General features: G+C 44.4%; 13 protein-coding genes and 1 tRNA gene. 6 read left to right on the top strand and 8 right to left on the bottom strand.

Going from position 1 to position 16,697, the window contains the following annotated elements:
* Window position 1: 1 nt before the first annotated feature.
* Together QQL60_RS04040 and QQL60_RS04035 are read right to left on the bottom strand one after the other, a co-directional pair.
* Entirely contained in the window at window positions 2–883 is an 882-nt protein-coding gene (locus QQL60_RS04040) for a diguanylate cyclase (RefSeq protein WP_284722495.1), read from the bottom strand.
* A 97-nt stretch (window positions 884–980) separates the two neighbouring features.
* On the bottom strand, window positions 981–2,159 hold the full coding sequence (locus tag QQL60_RS04035; RefSeq protein WP_284722494.1) for a pyridoxal phosphate-dependent aminotransferase: 1,179 nt from the start codon (window positions 2,157–2,159) through the stop codon (window positions 981–983).
* Window positions 2,160–2,491: 332 nt separating this feature from the next.
* Between QQL60_RS04035 and dksA the strand changes: the two genes are divergently transcribed.
* Complete coding sequence (gene dksA, locus QQL60_RS04030) at window positions 2,492–2,914, top strand: RNA polymerase-binding protein DksA (protein ID WP_284722493.1); 423 nt, start codon at window positions 2,492–2,494, stop codon at window positions 2,912–2,914.
* Window positions 2,915–3,024: 110 nt separating this feature from the next.
* Here dksA and QQL60_RS04025 read toward each other — a convergent pair whose 3' ends face one another.
* From QQL60_RS04025 to QQL60_RS04015, 3 genes are all read right to left on the bottom strand, one after another.
* Window positions 3,025–7,059 (bottom strand): translocation/assembly module TamB domain-containing protein, encoded by a 4,035-nt coding sequence (locus QQL60_RS04025; protein WP_284722492.1) that lies wholly within the window; start codon window positions 7,057–7,059, stop codon window positions 3,025–3,027.
* A 2-nt stretch (window positions 7,060–7,061) separates the two neighbouring features.
* A complete protein-coding gene (locus QQL60_RS04020; protein WP_284722491.1) occupies window positions 7,062–8,810 on the bottom strand; it encodes an autotransporter assembly complex protein TamA in 1,749 nt (582 codons plus the stop codon).
* Window positions 8,811–8,893: 83 nt separating this feature from the next.
* A complete protein-coding gene (locus QQL60_RS04015) occupies window positions 8,894–9,814 on the bottom strand; it encodes a helix-turn-helix domain-containing protein (protein WP_284722490.1) in 921 nt (306 codons plus the stop codon).
* A gap of 154 nt (window positions 9,815–9,968) precedes the next feature.
* Between QQL60_RS04015 and exaC the strand changes: the two genes are divergently transcribed.
* The 4 genes from exaC (at window position 9,969) to QQL60_RS03995 (ending at window position 14,418) form a co-directional block, all read left to right on the top strand.
* A complete protein-coding gene (gene exaC / locus QQL60_RS04010) occupies window positions 9,969–11,489 on the top strand; it encodes an acetaldehyde dehydrogenase ExaC (protein WP_284722489.1) in 1,521 nt (506 codons plus the stop codon).
* A gap of 129 nt (window positions 11,490–11,618) precedes the next feature.
* Window positions 11,619–13,583, top strand: coding sequence for an acetate--CoA ligase (acs, locus tag QQL60_RS04005; RefSeq protein WP_284722488.1), 1,965 nt, complete (start codon window positions 11,619–11,621; stop codon window positions 13,581–13,583).
* Window positions 13,583–13,984 (top strand): RNA-binding S4 domain-containing protein, encoded by a 402-nt coding sequence (locus QQL60_RS04000; protein WP_284451995.1) that lies wholly within the window; start codon window positions 13,583–13,585, stop codon window positions 13,982–13,984. The genes acs and QQL60_RS04000 overlap by 1 nt, the downstream gene beginning before the upstream one ends.
* Window positions 13,985–14,061: 77 nt before the next feature.
* Window positions 14,062–14,418: a MazG nucleotide pyrophosphohydrolase domain-containing protein gene (locus QQL60_RS03995; protein ID WP_284722487.1), complete on the top strand. Its 357-nt coding sequence runs from the start codon at window positions 14,062–14,064 to the stop codon at window positions 14,416–14,418.
* On the opposite strand, the gene moaA is transcribed toward QQL60_RS03995, so the two are convergent.
* The 3 genes from moaA to QQL60_RS03985 form a co-directional block, all read right to left on the bottom strand.
* Window positions 14,415–15,422 carry a GTP 3',8-cyclase MoaA gene (moaA, locus tag QQL60_RS03990; RefSeq protein ID WP_284722486.1) on the bottom strand — a complete coding sequence of 336 codons (1,008 nt, stop codon included), beginning with the start codon at window positions 15,420–15,422 and terminating at the stop codon, window positions 14,415–14,417. The two genes, QQL60_RS03995 and moaA, sit on opposite strands and share 4 nt — an antisense overlap.
* A 5-nt stretch (window positions 15,423–15,427) precedes the next feature.
* Window positions 15,428–15,649 carry a YgaP family membrane protein gene (locus QQL60_RS15275; RefSeq protein ID WP_083821493.1) on the bottom strand — a complete coding sequence of 74 codons (222 nt, stop codon included), beginning with the start codon at window positions 15,647–15,649 and terminating at the stop codon, window positions 15,428–15,430.
* Window positions 15,650–15,714: 65 nt separating this feature from the next.
* Window positions 15,715–16,386, bottom strand: a complete 672-nt coding sequence (locus QQL60_RS03985; RefSeq protein WP_007145375.1) for a Bax inhibitor-1/YccA family protein — start codon at window positions 16,384–16,386, stop codon at window positions 15,715–15,717.
* A 159-nt stretch (window positions 16,387–16,545) separates the two neighbouring features.
* On the opposite strand from QQL60_RS03985, the gene QQL60_RS03980 reads away from it, so the two are divergent.
* Window positions 16,546–16,635 (top strand) — tRNA-Ser (locus QQL60_RS03980).
* Window positions 16,636–16,697: the final 62 nt, after the last annotated feature.

Here is a 16,697-nt window from a genome sequence, read left to right as displayed (position 1 = left end):
GCTAACGAACCTTCACTAAGTTGCGACCAGCCGCTTTCGCCTCGTACATGGCTTCATCCACCTTGTTTATGGCATCGTCAACACTATAGGCGGGATCAAGGGATGTCACACCAATCGAGGCCGTGACTTGTAATGTGTTACCTTCTTTATCGTAAATAATCTGCTGTTCTGCAACCATGCTGCGAATACGCTCTGCCACATGTTCGGCTTGTTCTAATGTGGTATTGGGCATGCAAATCAGGAACTCTTCGCCACCATAGCGATACAGCTGATCATAAGGTCTCAATACGTGCTGTAAACACGCGACCGTTTTAATCAATACCTCATCGCCGACTGAGTGCCCGTAGTTATCATTCACCTGTTTAAAGTGGTCCAGATCAAGCATAGCCAATGCACTGGGTTGCAGGCTTCGCTTTGCCATAGCATGTTCTTTATTTAACTCAGCCTGCATACCGGCACGGGTCTGAGCCCCCGTTAAAGGATCTAAGTTTTGTACCAAGTTGGCGAATTCATGACGTAATGCTTGGAATTGTGTGCGCATTTTTTCCAGGTCATGGTTAAATTCATCAAACATAGTGACTGGTATCGCTTGTTCAGACACAACAAGTTCGATAAGTTGTTTAGCGCTTTTATGCATATTCTCATGGGCATGCCCTAACGACACAAAGGTGGGATGGTCCTGAATCAGCTCGATATGTGAGGTGTACAACCACTCACCAAATTCACATGACTTATGTGCATCATTTTTGAGATCTTTTTCATCAGGTACCACGCGCGACACTAACACCCGCAAAAGCCGTTGATACCATTGTTGATGACTGTCTATCGCTTTATCAATTTCATCAATAACGAAGCGTAATTGTTGGTGAATCACCGTTGTCATGCCTGCCCATCCGATTGGTAATGAATATAGAGTCGACGATGTCAGACTCTCATTTGACTATTCCATATTAGCGTTTGCTAAACAAGCCTTATTTGATTTATCCAATCATCACACGTTGGATACGTTCTGCGGCGTCTATCAGCAATGACTCATCTCTTGTATAGGCAAAACGACAATGTGACTCAGCTTGATGATGACCAAAATCCAAACCTGGTGTGATAGCGACACCGGCTTGATTTAGCAGGTACCGGGATAAAGCCATACTATCGGGTATCTGCTCATTTAGCAGTACTGAACAATCTGCATAAAGATAAAAAGCACCTTGAGGTGTGATGGGAATGGAAAAGCCAATATCTTTCAATAATGGCAGCAAGGTATTTCGGCGGCGCTCAAAGGCTTGGCGACGTTGTTCTAATATCGCTAAAGTATTAGGCTGAAACGCCGCCAGTGCAGCATATTGCGACATAGTCATTGGCGCAAGAAACAGGTTTTGGGCTAATTTATCCATCACCTCGGTATAGCCTTCCGGCACCACTAACCAGCCCAAACGCCACCCCGTCATACCAAAGAATTTCGAAAAGCTGTTGACGACAAACACTTGATCACTCACCGATAAGGCCGTGGGCGCGTGAAAGCCATCATAGGTAAGGCCATGATAAATCTCATCAACGACGAGATGCCCTGATTTGCTGGCGACAGCAGCAGCTAACTCCTTGAGGTCTGGTTGGGTTAACACCGTGCCTGTTGGATTAGATGGTGAAGCGACTAAAGCCATCGCGGTATTATCATCCCAATATTGCTCAATATGCTGAGCGGTGAGTTGGTATTGGTTATTCGCATCAACCGGAATACTAGTGACGCGTCCTTCAACAAATCTGGCAAAGTGTTTATTGCAGGGATAACCGGGATCCGCCAACAACACCTGCTTCTGTTTCTCGAGTAACGCTCCCATTACCAAAAGTAATGCGCCTGATGCGCCTGGTGTGACAATAATTCGCTCAGCATTGACCTTTACCTCATACTGCTGTTCATACCAATCGGCAATTGCTTCTCTTAATTCAGGCAAACCACATGCTGGGGTGTAATGCGTCTTACCTTGCTTTAATGCATGCATGCCGGCTTCGATAATCGGTTGAGGTGTGTCAAAGTCGGGCTCACCCACTTCCATATGAATGATGTTCTGTCCTGCCGCTTCCAGCTGTTTAGCCTGAGACAAAATATCCATAACGTGGAAGGGAGAAATTGCGTTTGCGCGACTGGCGACTTTTTTGGTCATGCCGTATCCGTTTGAGTTTTAAGGTGAAATAATTGGCGGCTAGTTTAGCAAATTCAGCTGGTTTAACAGCAGCTATTGAAAAGGCTTGCCAATGCCCATACATAGGCGTACTAATCTACTGTTGAAAAAGATAGACAGGTGCGCGTTTCGGTGCCATGCTCTCTGGTTTTTAATCAGACTGATGTCGAGACGAAGAGAAAAAGTGATGGTTTTTTATTGTTAAATAATCAATTATCACCACACCCGTTCATCGACGTTAATTTTAATTTTGCACAAGCTGGGCGCTTCTGGTATAGATTCGCCCTTGGTTTTAGAAAGTATGAGGTTTCAAGATGGAAAACACTCAAGTCGACACTAAGATTACTCCTTACCAGGAGGAAGCAGGCGAAGAGTATATGAACGATGCTCAAGTTGAGCACTTTCGTCAGATTTTAGAAAACTGGAGAGCACAGCTTCGTGCTGAGGTCGACCGCACCGTTCATCACATGCAAGATGAAGCGGCCAACTTCCCCGATCCAAATGATCGCGCCACACAGGAAGAAGAATTCACACTTGAGTTACGCACACGTGACCGTGAACGTAAATTAATCAAGAAGATTGATGAGTCACTGGTGGACTTAGAAAAAGGTGACTACGGTTTCTGTGAGTCATGTGGTACTGAAATCGGTATTCGTCGTTTAGAAGCTCGACCAACAGCAACGCTATGCATCGATTGTAAAACTCTGGACGAAATCAGAGAAAAGAACCGCATCTGATTCGTCTGTTATAAGGCGTTGTTTCAAAGCATCAGGATTGATGCTTTAAGACCTCATACGCATAAAAAAGCCCCGATATCGGGGCTTTTTTGTATCGTCTGTTTCAACCTCTAATCATTAGATGGCTCATAGGTATAAAGTAAATCTACACCACTTTCAGTGCCCGATTCTGCTTTTAACGCCCAGATTTTACTTAGCTGATATCGAAGCTCCACACTACTGACTGAATCAAACACGCCAATCCCGTAGCTTAGATAGAGTTTTGGTGATAAATATTTACCAATCGTCAGCGCTGCATTTTCTTTACTATCACCGGTAATAGCAAACTCATCCAGACCAAACGTGTTAGCAATATCGTCACCAATCATCGCCCCATTTTGTAGGCCAATACCTGTCGCCGCTGAGGCCAATAGCGCCGCATCGGTGGCGCTGGCTTGCTCAATCGGTTTGCCTAAAATCAAATAAGATAAAATATCATCCTGACTCATATCAGGATCAGAAAATAACGTTGCCTGAGGTGCACTCACATTACCTTCAATATACAGGCCTGCAGTCACCTCTTTTGTTTCTCGTACTGCTTTAATATCCAGCTCAGGATTATCAATAGGACCAGAAAAACGAATTTTGCCATTGTCGACTTTCAACAACTGTCCATAGGCAATATAGCTTCCGTCTTTAATCGTTATCTGGCCATTACCTAGCATGACATCATTTGGGTTACCTGACACCTGCAAATTACCAGTCAAGCGTCCCTGAAATCCCATAGCTTTGATCTGAACTTTGTCACCAAGACTGACCGTGATATCCAACTGAGTTTGTGAGGAACTCGCCTGTTCCGTTTGGGTATCTGAAATGACCTTCACATCAGTACTGGGGCTCACTGATGAGTTAAACCGAGTCGGTTCAATCTGGGCGCGTGGAATCGATACTTTCCCTGTGACTTTGGTGGCTTCCGGAGTCACTGTAATCGTCATATCGGGCTCAGCAATAACCAGTGCTTCAGGTGTGTTCATCACTTCAAGCTGTGACCCTGATACATTTGCAGTCAGCGCCCAGCCTGAGTTCTGTAGCACATATTCACCTGTGACATTGAGCTGCCCTTCACCGGATTCAGCCGTTAAGGTCATCTGAACCTTGTCAAGGTTACCGTTTATATCCGCTTGGATATTTTTCACAATAATTCCGGCATCCACCACGCTTACCTGTCCATTAGCCAACTTCGCTTTACCATCAATCTCTGGTTGCTCTATGGTTCCGCTAATACCGATATTGACATCCAGCTCGCCTTGCAAGCCTTCAATGGCCGGATGTGAAAATTGTAATGCTGACATATCCGCGATATGGGTAGTGATCTTACCTTTTAGTGCTGCCTGGTTTGGGTCGGCCATTAAAGCCTCTGCACTGGCTGTTGCTATGTCTGCATTGATGGCTGATACACCCTCTATTTGAGGTTCAATGTGCAGCTGTGCTGTGGTCTGAGTCTCATCTAACTGATACTCAATAAAGGTATTTTTCAGCGTAACGGCTTGCTTTTGTTGAAGGTCTGACTGATTAAGCTGAACAGAACCATTTTCTAGAGAAATTTTGCCTGCCCCCGTCATATTATTGTGCTTATCTGCTGCCAGGTTAAAGCGGCCTTTTAACTGTCCTTGCAGCTGCTCAAGTTCCACGGCTAGTGGCTCAAACAAAGTCAAAGGTAAATCCGCAAACTCGCCTGATACTTGCCACTGTTCTTGAGAATGTATTGCAGCCAAACAGAGATTTCCTTTTTCAGACTGCCAGCAGTGACGGGGAATATCTTGCTGTTGCGCACTGAGTTGAAGCTCACCTTTTTCTCTCAGTTGCCAAACACCCGCCTGTTCATTACCAAAACTGAATTGACTGAACTGTCCTGTCCATATTTCCTTGTTCAGCTGTCCGTCTGCTGCTAAATCGAGATTGATCATGTTTGAGTCAACATTAAGCTGTATTTGGTGAGACTGTTGTTTTCCTTGCACAGCAAGCTCAAGACGGTTAATGAGTTGATCGGATAGCATCAGTCCAGTAACAAGAATGTGGCTATTGATATTGGCATTAGTTTGCAGACTGACATCAATATTGCCTGAGAGTGTCTCTACTTTTGTTGTTTCAAAGGCAAGGGCTTGGCCATTAATCTCCGCCAAAATACGTGGTTGTTCGACACTACCTGTTAACTCGCCTTCACCGCTCAGTTGTCCTTGCAAGCCAGGATACAGATCTTGTAGGTCAGGTGAGCTTAATGTCCAGTCAATATCCAGGATGTCATTTTGAAGCTGTCCATTTAAACTCATCTGTGAATCACCTGAGTTTGCTTTGAGGGTATCAATCCAGACATCTTCAGCTTGGGTGCGTAGTTTGGCTTCAATCGCCAGCGGTTTCTGTCTCAGTGTGCCTGATAATCTCAGCGACTCTAATTCGACGGCTAGTTGCTTATTTTTCTGGCTGACTTTTAACGGTACCTGACCGGATAAGTTACCTGGCCATTCTGGCACAATAATCCCAGGGTTGAGCTGTGTTAATGTCAGCTCACCATTCACTAAGGATTCACCCACCCAGGCTAACCGGCCTTGATATTCAACTTTACCCTGCCCCAACTCAACATATAATTGACTTTGCTCAAACCCTATATCGGTTTGTCCATCACCTGAGGCTTTTACCTTCATGGCGACCTCATTTACCGATAAATCAGTTTCTGAGCGTAATGTCATGCTGCTGGTATTGCCTGCTAAACTTAATCGACCTTCCCTTATATCAATAGCTAATTCACTAAGCGAGTCAGGTATGGTGATATCACGCCAATGGGCCTCAAGATCATAAGTGATTGGGGTTGATGACCAGTCAATATGACCTGCCGTATCGATATTTCCCCCCAGACCTTGCATCTCGAGTTGTTCGATTTCAAGCGATGAATCATTGCCTTCCAGCTTTGCCGTGATCGCCACGGGCTCATTCTGGTAACTTGTTACCGTATCCAGCGTAGCTTCGTAATGCTTTAATGAACCGGTTAGCATGACTTCGCCTTGCTCACTTTTTATCAACACATCGTCGCCTTGTAATGGCCACTGAAGTTGTTGCCATACCGCCTTAAGATCAAAGGCTATATCAGGTGTATTAGTATTGACCTTGCCTGCGACGGTAATGATTTTTTCGTTATCAGGGCTCGCTGTAAGCTCGATATCCCAGTCAGCCATATCGTCAGTGTTAGCTTGAATAGCTAGATCAATAGCTGGCAATTCCGGCTGTTTCGCCGTCAATTGCAGCGAGCTCGTCATGCTAGACAGCGTGCCTTTAGCATGAAGCTTGACCTTGTTTAGTTCTAATGGCTGCTCAGGCACAAGTTGACTGACATCAACTACATCGGCAGAGACTGTTAATATCCAGTGCAACGAAGAGGTCAGGTCATTAACAACCAGTTTCTGCTCGGATTTAACGGGCTGCTGAACATGCTGAGTGAGTACCAGTTGTTGTTGATTGCCGTTTATATTGCCATCGATGATGACAGTTTCAGCTAAGACATCCGAGATTTGTGCCTGATACGCCAAATCGACCGCATGTTCTGCTGTTAAGCCTATACGCCCTTTCAACTCTAGCTGTCCATCTTCGCGTTCGATGTATAGTTTTTTGATAATGACATCATCTGCTATGGTTTCAAGCTCAAGCTGGACATCTTCCAACAACGTATTGCTTGCTTCAGTTTGAGCAACAGTGACATTTTTAACACTAAGCGTTTCCAGCTTAATGCTCAAAGGTAAATGGATATCCGGCAGTGTGAACTCAGAACTAGACTGTTCCGTCTCCTGGCTTTGTTCTGATGTGCTCAAGATCACACCATCCACAGCCACTTGTTGAATGAATAACTGGCGTTTTAATAAAGCTGATGGCTGCCATTGCAATACCACACTCTTAATCTGAACGGCGGTTCCCTGCTCTGGTTGATAACGAACATCAGATAAAGACAACTTGCCGAATAATTGGCCATTAGCTTCTTTTACATTCAGCGCCGGCACAAATGTTTGAACGATATTGAGTGATGCTTTCAGACCTGACTGAGTCGTCAAAAGCCACCCCATACTGAGAATAATGGCCACAAAAATAACAATAACACCAATAAGAATAGGCTTACGCATGTTTATAAATCCGGGCCAATAACGATGTGTAATGCAATGGGCTCATCCTTATCTGAGAGTCCCTTTGCTAAATCAACACGAATTAAACCGACAGGTGAACGCCAGCGAACACCGACACCAACGCTGTATTCAATTGGATCACTAAAACTATTAAAAGCGTTACCAAAATCAGAAAAGACAGCCCCGCCCCAGTCTTTAAGAAACATATGTTCGAGTTCCACACTACCTACCGCAAGATAGCGTCCCCCCACAACGTCACCATCAGAGTTTTCAGGCCCAAGAGATTGGTAGTCAAAACCGCGAATACTGTTATCGCCACCAGTAAAAAAGCGCAACGAACTCGGCAGCCTGTCAAAGTCGCTCACCTGAGTCGCACCAACCGATCCTCGTGTAATAAAACGGCTATTCTCACCAAACGACTGAATGAACTTACCTCTGACGACGATCTGACCGAATGTAATATCTGATAATACGGCTTCTGATGCGCCAGACAGACTCAAAGATAAACGAGCCCCGTGTTTTGTGTAGATAGTATTGTCAGCCCAGGTTCTACTCCAAGACATGCCTGGAATAAGTAGTAGTGTCGATTCACTCTCATCAGAAATATCAAAATTTTCCTGTAATACTTTGAGAGAGCCTGTCTCGTCCCAACCCCACCTATCACGTTTGTAATAGCCACCAACAGCGAAGGATTCACTTTCACTAGTATCTGTATCTTGCTGTTTAAATTCAGTATTCACACCCACCGTATTAATGGTTTCACTCCAGAAAGGCATGACATAATCAGCACTGACTGTGTTGGTGACTTGTGATAATCGGGCATTCGCTTCGAGCCGGTGTCCTCGCTTGTTCACGTAACGGTTTTCCCAGCCAAGACTTAATCTTGCACCAGTGTCAGTACCGTATCCCAACCCCGCGGTATAAAGTTGTCGAGGTTTTTCTTCCAGGCTGATATCCATAGGCACTGAACCATCATCACGCTCAGCACGATTGGTTTTTACTGAAACAGAATCAAAATAACCACTGTCACTAAGATTCTTTCTTAGCGTTAATGCTTTTGTATTCAGATAGGGTTCACCTTCGGTATATGGGACTAACTTCTCCAGTAATGGCTCACCAACTACCGTGTCTGGAAACAATGTTTGACCAAAGCGGTATCGAACACCTGAATCATAATGAAGATACACGTTGGCGATGTTTTTTGGCACATCGACCTCAACCTCTGATTGTGTCAATTTGCCATCAAAATAACCTCGACTGATACCCAGCGTTAATATCGATTTTTTTGCAGCTTCGTATTTTTGGTGATTAAGCTGCTGGCCTGGCTCTAAGGCAAACGACTTTTTGAGTTTTATAAATTCTGGATCCTCAGCAGCCTCTCCTATAAAAGATAGATCAACCAGAGATAGCTTGACTGGCTCACCAAGAGCAATGGTATAAATGGCTTGCCAGTTGTCTTTGTCATGATGTAATTCAGCGTTGATGTCTGGCTGGTAATAACCAAATACCGTAAGCATTGTGCGCAACTCTTCAATTGCTGAGGTATGCAGTTTTTCCAGATAACGTTGATTTAAACGATCACTGTCTTTTTGTTTTTCAATTGAGAGGCCGTTGAGTAAGGTCTTACTCAAAGCTTCATCTACACCGTTGATTTTTACAGTTAATTTAATAGGATCAGAGAGCGATACTGAACTAAAAAATATCAGTATAAATATGAATAATAGTCTGTAAAGAGAGGCTATTGCAGGCAAAATAATCTCGGGTTGAAAGTAAGATAGACAGCTATTATGACAGCAGAATAATGACTTGCCGATGATAAATTGAGATAGGCGTTTTACTTTTTATTGATGAACTTCTGACGATAAACGCTTGGCGCACAGCCAAAAAAACCGGTAAAGCGACGACTAAAGTGACTTAAATCACTAAAACCAAAACTATAACAAGCATCCGTCACACTTTTACCAGCCTGCATGGCTTCTGCTGCTGCTTTTAAACGAATTTGCTGCTGAAACTCACCCGGCGTACAACCCAATTGCTTTTTAAACTCTACATACAGTCGGCTCCGACTCATACAGGCCTTACGACATAACTGATCCACATCCAGAGGATGAGCAATATTCTGCTCCAAATAATGAATCGCTGCTGTCACACCTGTCGCATCGGGAGATTGCTGGCAATAACTTAATAGGACATCACGCCCTTGTTCCCTGAGTAGTCTAATCACCAGCTCAGTAACACTGAGATCCAACATAATCTCTTTATCTGGATCATTGCGAGTGTACAAAGCCACCATTTTTTCCAGCAAATGCTGAGTATCACCCGTGTGATGTTTATGAATGATTTTGGGCTGATATTCCCACTCGTGATTAGGAGCATCAAGCACAATGAGATCTCGCATACGCTCTGACAGTTTTTCAATTCTGTCTTTTGATATCTCTATGGTCAGACAGGTTGTGGGATCGGTTTCATTGGCATCCGGAAAATCAATTTCCACAATTTCACCTGGAGGAACAACATAAGACTCATGCGGCAAAAACAGTTCACCGTCATTCTTATGCGGGCTATGCATGACTTTTCGACCACTTACCATGCCACAGTAGAGCAATTGCTGCGCTTCCAGCCCAACTCGGCTTACGGCACGATAGGTATCGTAAATGCTCAGCTCTGACTCAGGGCCAGCAAACTGAACTTTATTTTCAGTCAATAATTGTCGTTTTTCACGCCGTTTTACCAGCGAGAGTTTCTCAATTTTCATTCAGACATCTTATACCAAATTAGAAAATAATTTTGGAATGCTTCTGGACTCTCAGTCAAGTGATTGAGATTTTCAGTCAAGCACACTTGCCAGTCATGGAATTATCCTGTATCTTTATGTTCAGACTATAACCATAAGCAAAGAGAGAAAGACTATGATCTATGCAAAACCCGGTACTGAAGGCGCTGTCGTCAGTTTTGAATCGCGTTATGAAAACTTCATTGGTGGCAAATGGGTTGCGCCAGTGAAAGGTCAATATTTCACGAATACCACGCCTGTAACAGGTGAAGTGATTTGTGAAATTCCAGAATCAACTGCAGAAGATATTGACTTGGCATTAGATGCTGCCCATGCGGCGAAAGATGCTTGGGGTAAAACGTCTGTTCAACAACGTTCTAATATTCTGTTAAAAATTGCCGATCGCATTGAAGAAAATCTTGAAATGCTTGCCGTGGCTGAAACCTGGGATAACGGTAAAGCCGTTCGTGAAACATTAAATGCCGATATCCCACTCGCTGCAGACCACTTCCGTTATTTTGCTGGCTGTATCCGTGCACAGGAAGGTACTCTGGGAGAAATCGACGAAGACACCGTCGCCTATCACTTCCATGAACCTTTGGGCGTTGTAGGCCAAATCATTCCCTGGAACTTCCCGCTACTGATGGCGGCATGGAAACTGGCTCCAGCGCTTGCTGCTGGTAACTGCGTGGTCATGAAACCGGCAGAATCCACACCTGTTTCCATCCTGAAACTGATGGAAGTCATTGGTGACTTGCTCCCACCAGGTGTACTCAACATCGTCAATGGTATGGGCCGCGTGGCTGGTGAGGCACTGGCTTCCAGTCCTCGTATTGCCAAAATCGCCTTTACCGGTTCAACCCCTGTCGGTTCGCACATCATGAAACGTGCTGCCGAAAATATCATTCCTTCCACAACCGAACTGGGTGGTAAATCACCGAATATCTTCTTCGAAGACATCATGCAGCAGGAAGAAGACTACATTAATAAATGTGCAGAAGGCATGGTACTGGCCTTCTTCAACCAGGGTGAAGTCTGCACCTGCCCATCACGTGCCATTATTCAGGAAAGCATCTATGACGACTTTATCAAGATCGTCATTGACCGAGCCCAGAAAATCAAACGTGGCAACCCGCTTGATACCGACGTTCAAGTCGGCGCCCAGGCTTCCCAGATGCAATTCGACAAAATCATGAGTTATGTCGAAATTGGCAAACAGGAAGGTGCGGAAATTCTGATGGGTGGCGCGGTTGAGCAACTGGGACCCGAGTTCGATAACGGCTACTACATTCAACCGACCCTGATGAAGGGCCACAACAAGATGCGGATCTTCCAGGAAGAAATCTTTGGCCCCGTCGTTTCAGTTACTACCTTCAAGGATGAAGCCGAAGCGCTGGAAATCGCCAATGACACCGAGTTTGGTCTTGGCGCCGGAGTCTGGACCCGTGACATGAATCTGGCTTACCGTATGGGTCGAGGCATTCAGGCCGGTCGCGTATGGACCAACTGTTATCATCACTATCCGGCTCATGCTGCTTTTGGTGGTTACAAAAAATCGGGGGTTGGCCGGGAAACCCACAAAATGGTGCTGGAACATTATCAACAAACTAAAAACTTGTTGGTTAGCTATAGCACTAGCCCACTCGGTTTCTTCTAGAAGCCTGTTCACTCCCAAAACTCTCCCTCAATACAAATTGAGGGAGAGTTTTTTATGTCTGCTTAACACACATTCATAATCACTGTATTGTGTTAATTTAGCTAAAAAATAATTACAAAGGTGTCGCATATGGCTCAAGATAATATCGAATCAACCTTACATGAAGACCGTCAATTTCCACCAAGTGAAGCCTTTCTGAAAACGGCATCATTACTCTCTGAACAACTCGATGCGTTATACAAAAAAGCGGAACAAGATCACGAAGCATTTTGGGCTGAGATAGCGCGCCAGGAAATCGATTGGAAACAGCCTTTCACCCAAACTCTAGACGATACTAATGCCCCGCATTACCGCTGGTTTCCGGATGGCAAGCTCAACGTCTCTTATAACTGTCTGGATCGTCAACTTGAAAAAAATGCGGATAAAACAGCCGTCATTTTTGAAGGTGAAAAAGGCGATGTAGAACATATTAGCTATCGCGAACTTCACCGTCGTGTCAGCATCTTTGCCAATGCATTGAAAACACAAGATATTGGTAAAGGTGATCGTGTCGTTATCTATATGCCCATGATTACTGAAGCTGTAATCGCTATGCAAGCCTGTGCTCGTATCGGTGCTATTCACTCGGTCGTATTCGGCGGATTCTCAGCATCATCGTTAAAAGACCGTATTGAAGATACACAAGCTAAACTCCTCATCACAGCTGATGGTGGCTTTCGTGGCGGTAAAACAGTTGAATTGAAAAAAACCGCTGATCAAGCTTTAGAAGCTGGCTGCCCAAGTGTCGATAAAGTCATTGTTTATCAAAGAACTAAACATGACGTTCCTATGCAATCAGGAAGAGACATCTGGTGGTCTGATGCTACAGCAGATCAGCCTGAAGAATGTGAACCAGAATGGATGGACGCAGCCGACCCACTATTCCTTCTTTACACTTCAGGTTCTACTGGCAAGCCTAAAGGCATCCAGCATAGTTGTGGTGGTTATCTGTTAAATGCCATTACCACCATGCGTTGGGTTTTTGATATTCAAGCAACAGATGTTTTCTGGTGTACAGCTGATGTCGGCTGGATTACCGGTCATACTTATGTGGCTTATGGCCCGCTTGCTACAGGTGCCACACAAGTTATCTATGAAGGCGTGCCAACCGTTCCTGATGCCGGCCGTTTCTGGGATATCTGTCAGCGTCATGGCGTCACCATTTTCTATACAGCTCCCACGGCTATTCGTGCATTAATGAAAGTCGGAGATGAAATCCCAAACAGTTATGACTTATCTAAGTTACGACTATTAGGCACCGTCGGCGAGCCGATTAATCCTGAAGCCTGGATGTGGTATCACAATGTCATTGGTCAAGGACGTTGCCCAATTGTTGATACCTGGTGGCAAACTGAGACGGGCGCTCATATGATTGCCCCCGTACCAGGCGTTACTCATGCTAAACCTGGCTCTTGTACTCGTCCACTTCCAGGGATTGATGCCGCTATCGTCAATGATGAGGGCGAAGAAATTACCACAGCCAATCAAGGTGGTTATCTAGTCATTCGTAAGCCTTGGCCTTCGATGATTCAAACTATCTGGGGTGATGATCAACGATATAAAGACACTTACTGGCCTTATTTCGGCGGTAAATATTATTTAGCCGGTGATAGCGCCAGACGTGATGATAATGGCTTCTTCTGGATTATGGGTCGTATTGATGACGTGTTGAATGTATCTGGTCATCGACTGGGTACCATGGAAATTGAGTCCGCTTTGGTGGCTCATCCACTCGTAGCAGAAGCCGCTGTCGTTGGTCGGCCACATGATGTGAAAGGTGAAGCAGTATTTGCCTATGTTGTACTAAAAGGCGATCGCCCTGAAGGCGGCGAAGATGAAGAGCTAACGAAAGAACTGCGTAACTGGGTGGGTGAACAAATTGGACCTATCGCTAAACCTGATGATATCCGTTACTCAGATAATTTACCTAAGACTCGCTCCGGTAAAATCATGCGTCGTTTACTAAGAACCATTGCCAAAGGTGAAGAAATCACCCAAGACACATCCACGTTGGAAAATGAGTCTATCTTGTTGCAACTGCAAGGTAAGGCTTAATGGCACAACAGGACGCTCGTTCTGAATCTCAACGATTAGATAAATGGTTATGGGCCGCGCGTTTTTATAAAACGCGTGGTCTCGCTGTTGAAGCCATTTCAGGCGGTAAAGTCCACGTCAATGGACAACGTGTTAAACCCAGTCGAACAGTTCGCATTGAAGACACGCTGACCATTTCCAAACCACCCTACGAATTTGAAGTGATTATTCAGGGGTTAAATCTGCAACGTCGCCCCGCTTCCGAAGCGGAACAGCTTTATGAAGAAACACCTCAAAGCCGTGATAAACGCGAATTATTGCGGGAACAAATAAAAAACGAACCGCTGGGTTTCCGACAACAGAAAGGTCGGCCCAGTAAACGTGATCGTCGTAATATCATCAAATTTACCCGTGACTCTTAATAGTTATGTCAGACCAAGACTTCATCCTTAGCTCGATTAAAAAAACACAGAAAGATGTCTTTAAATTAGCAATAGAAATGCAAAAAAAAGCCTCTGAAGTCGGGTTTGACTGGCCAGACCCTCAAGGCGTACTGGATAAGATCCACGAAGAAATTGATGAACTAGATCAGGAGATCAAACAAGATTCTGACAAATCAGTTCTTTTAGCTGAATTAGGCGACATCTTATTTGCCTGCTGCAATCTGGCAAGACATTTGGACATTAATCCTGCAGATGCTCTTTCCAGCAGTAATGACAAGTTTTACCGTCGATTTAATTATGTAGAAACAGCGGTCACAGCACAGGGTAAACAGTTTGAAGATTTTTCACTCGAAGCGTTAGATGCTCTGTGGGACTCAGCTAAACAACTAGAGCGATCTGAAGATTTAGACTAGCCGCCCGTAACGCTCATATGACGGAAAATAATTGGCTGAGCCTTGATATCAAAATCATGACCTTTAGGTTTAATCTCCATTGAATCCACAATGGCCTGTTTCAACTGCTGCATATCCCCAGGATGACGCCGTATAACATCACGTAAATCCATAGAGTGCTCCTGGCCAAGACATAATAACAAACGCCCTTCTGTCGTCACCCTGACACGATTACAGCTATCACAGAAGTTATGACTGTGTGGTGAGATAAAACCAATTTTGCTTGTCGTGCCAGCTACCTGATAATAACGTGATGGACCGCCAGTAGAAGCGATACTGGCTTGTAAATCGAATACGGTTTTTAACGTGGCTAATACCTCATCGCTGGAACAATAACTTTCTTCACGAGCATGCGAGACATGGCCTAAAGGCATTTCTTCAATGTAGGAAATATCCAGATCGTTATCAATAGCAAACTGGGCTAAATCAATGATTTCATCTTCATTGCGCCCTTTCATGATGACAGCGTTTAATTTAATACGCTTAAAGTTAGCTTTTTTTGCTGCGGCGATGCCCGTCAGAACCGTGTCCAGATCACCAGTTCTTGTTAATGCCTTAAATTTTTCAGCATTTAAAGAGTCCAGACTGATATTGATACGATCTAAGCCCGAATCGGCTAAGGTCTGAGCATACTTTTCCAGCTTGGAGCCGTTGGTGGTTAATGTCAGCTCTTTCAGCGAGGTCGAGCCCTTAAGCTGACCTAGTTCATTAAAGAGCCAATCGACATCACGTCTTACCAAAGGCTCTCCCCCCGTGATACGCACTTTCTCCACGCCGAGTTCACAGAAAGCACGCAGCAGAAAAACGATTTCTTCCAGGGTAAGTAATTGTTGGCGAGGCATGAATGTCATTTCTTCATCCATGCAATAGACACAACGAAAATCACATCTGTCCGTAATAGACATACGCACATACGTCACCTTACGTCCAAAGCGATCAATCAATTGTGTGGGTAATTTAGCCATGCTGTTTATTTACTCTTTTTGCTCTCTTTATCGACCTGACATGATGTTTGACATGTAGATAATCCAAACACCCCGTAAGCAAGACAACGACCAGTGAATGCGTTTATTAATAAACCAACTCCCAACAGCCACCACCAATTACTGTCATAGATGGCGTAGGCTATTATAACTGTGCCGATAATAATTCGACACCAACGATCCCAATTAGCCAGATTTTTCTTCACCATTCCACCATAAAAATAAACCCCGCAGTGCGGGGTTTATTAGAAAGTAAATGAACCAGATAGTTCAATTAGTCATCGCCAGAGAAGGCACCAATTAATTGCAGCAAGCTGACAAACAAGTTGTAGATACTGACATACAGTGTGATGGTCGCCATGATGTAGTTGGTTTCACCACCATTAACGATTTGGCTTGTTTCGAAAAGAATCAGACCCGCCATCAATAATACAAACATCGCTGACACAGCTAGGGACAGACCTGGCATTTCAAAAAAGAACGCGGCTAAGCTGGCTAGAAAAGCAACCAGAATACCAACGAATAAGAAGCCGCCCATAAAGCTGAAGTCTTTTTCACTTTTTACAGCATAAGCCGATAAAGCGATAAAGATAATGCCTGTACCACCAAGAGCTTGCATCACAATTTGTGGGCCGTTAGGTAAACCTAAGTAGGCATTGACAATCGGACCTAGCGTTAAGCCCATAAAACCTGTCAGAGCAAAAACAGATACGATGCCCCAGGCACTGTTACGAAGTTTAGTAGTTAAGAAAAGTAATCCAAAATACCCAACCAAAGTAATGATGATGCCAGGATGTGGCAGGTTGAGAGCCATTGATACTCCAGCAGTCATGGCACTAAATAATAGTGTCATGGCTAATAAACTATACGTATTACGTAAAAGTTTATTGGTTTGAACCGCAGACTGCTGCGAACGAACAACAGTTGATTCAGCGTTATAATTCATCAGTTTTCTCCGTGTTTTTTCCAGTTGATGAAAAGCTTACATTAATGACACCTATCCTACTCGATAAGTTCTAAATGGCAATAGATATTATCTATCTACAAATAATTTTATTTTTACGGTTGTGTTACCGAACCATTATCTGTATTATTTCGCCTCTCTGGAGAGTTGACAGAGCGGTTGAATGTACCGGTCTTGAAAACCGGCGTGGTTTAACGACCACCCAGGGTTCGAATCCCTGACTCTCCGCCATACATTAAAAGCCCCTTTTCGAAGGGGCTTTTTTGTTTCAGCTCAATGCTTTCAGGAATCCA

This window comes from Methylophaga thalassica (assembly GCF_030159795.1).
GTDB classification, from domain to species: Bacteria; Pseudomonadota; Gammaproteobacteria; order Nitrosococcales; family Methylophagaceae; genus Methylophaga; species Methylophaga thalassica.
Note: the sequence above shows the minus strand (reverse complement) of the source record. Positions and strands in the feature narration are given on the sequence as shown.

Excerpts from the sequence above, each read along its gene's own strand:
- acs (WP_284722488.1), top strand. The coding sequence starts at position 11,619 with ATGGCTCAAGATAATATCGAATCAACCTTACATGAAGACCGTCAATTT.
- QQL60_RS03985 (WP_007145375.1), bottom strand. The coding sequence starts at position 16,386 with ATGAATTATAACGCTGAATCAACTGTTGTTCGTTCGCAGCAGTCTGCG.
- QQL60_RS04040 (WP_284722495.1), bottom strand. The coding sequence starts at position 883 with ATGACAACGGTGATTCACCAACAATTACGCTTCGTTATTGATGAAATT.
- QQL60_RS04035 (WP_284722494.1), bottom strand. The coding sequence starts at position 2,159 with ATGACCAAAAAAGTCGCCAGTCGCGCAAACGCAATTTCTCCCTTCCAC.
- dksA (WP_284722493.1), top strand. The coding sequence starts at position 2,492 with ATGGAAAACACTCAAGTCGACACTAAGATTACTCCTTACCAGGAGGAA.
- QQL60_RS04025 (WP_284722492.1), bottom strand. The coding sequence starts at position 7,059 with ATGCGTAAGCCTATTCTTATTGGTGTTATTGTTATTTTTGTGGCCATT.
- QQL60_RS04015 (WP_284722490.1), bottom strand. The coding sequence starts at position 9,814 with ATGAAAATTGAGAAACTCTCGCTGGTAAAACGGCGTGAAAAACGACAA.
- QQL60_RS15275 (WP_083821493.1), bottom strand. The coding sequence starts at position 15,649 with ATGGTGAAGAAAAATCTGGCTAATTGGGATCGTTGGTGTCGAATTATT.
- exaC (WP_284722489.1), top strand. The coding sequence starts at position 9,969 with ATGATCTATGCAAAACCCGGTACTGAAGGCGCTGTCGTCAGTTTTGAA.
- moaA (WP_284722486.1), bottom strand. The coding sequence starts at position 15,422 with ATGGCTAAATTACCCACACAATTGATTGATCGCTTTGGACGTAAGGTG.
- QQL60_RS04000 (WP_284451995.1), top strand. The coding sequence starts at position 13,583 with ATGGCACAACAGGACGCTCGTTCTGAATCTCAACGATTAGATAAATGG.
- QQL60_RS03995 (WP_284722487.1), top strand. The coding sequence starts at position 14,062 with ATGCAAAAAAAAGCCTCTGAAGTCGGGTTTGACTGGCCAGACCCTCAA.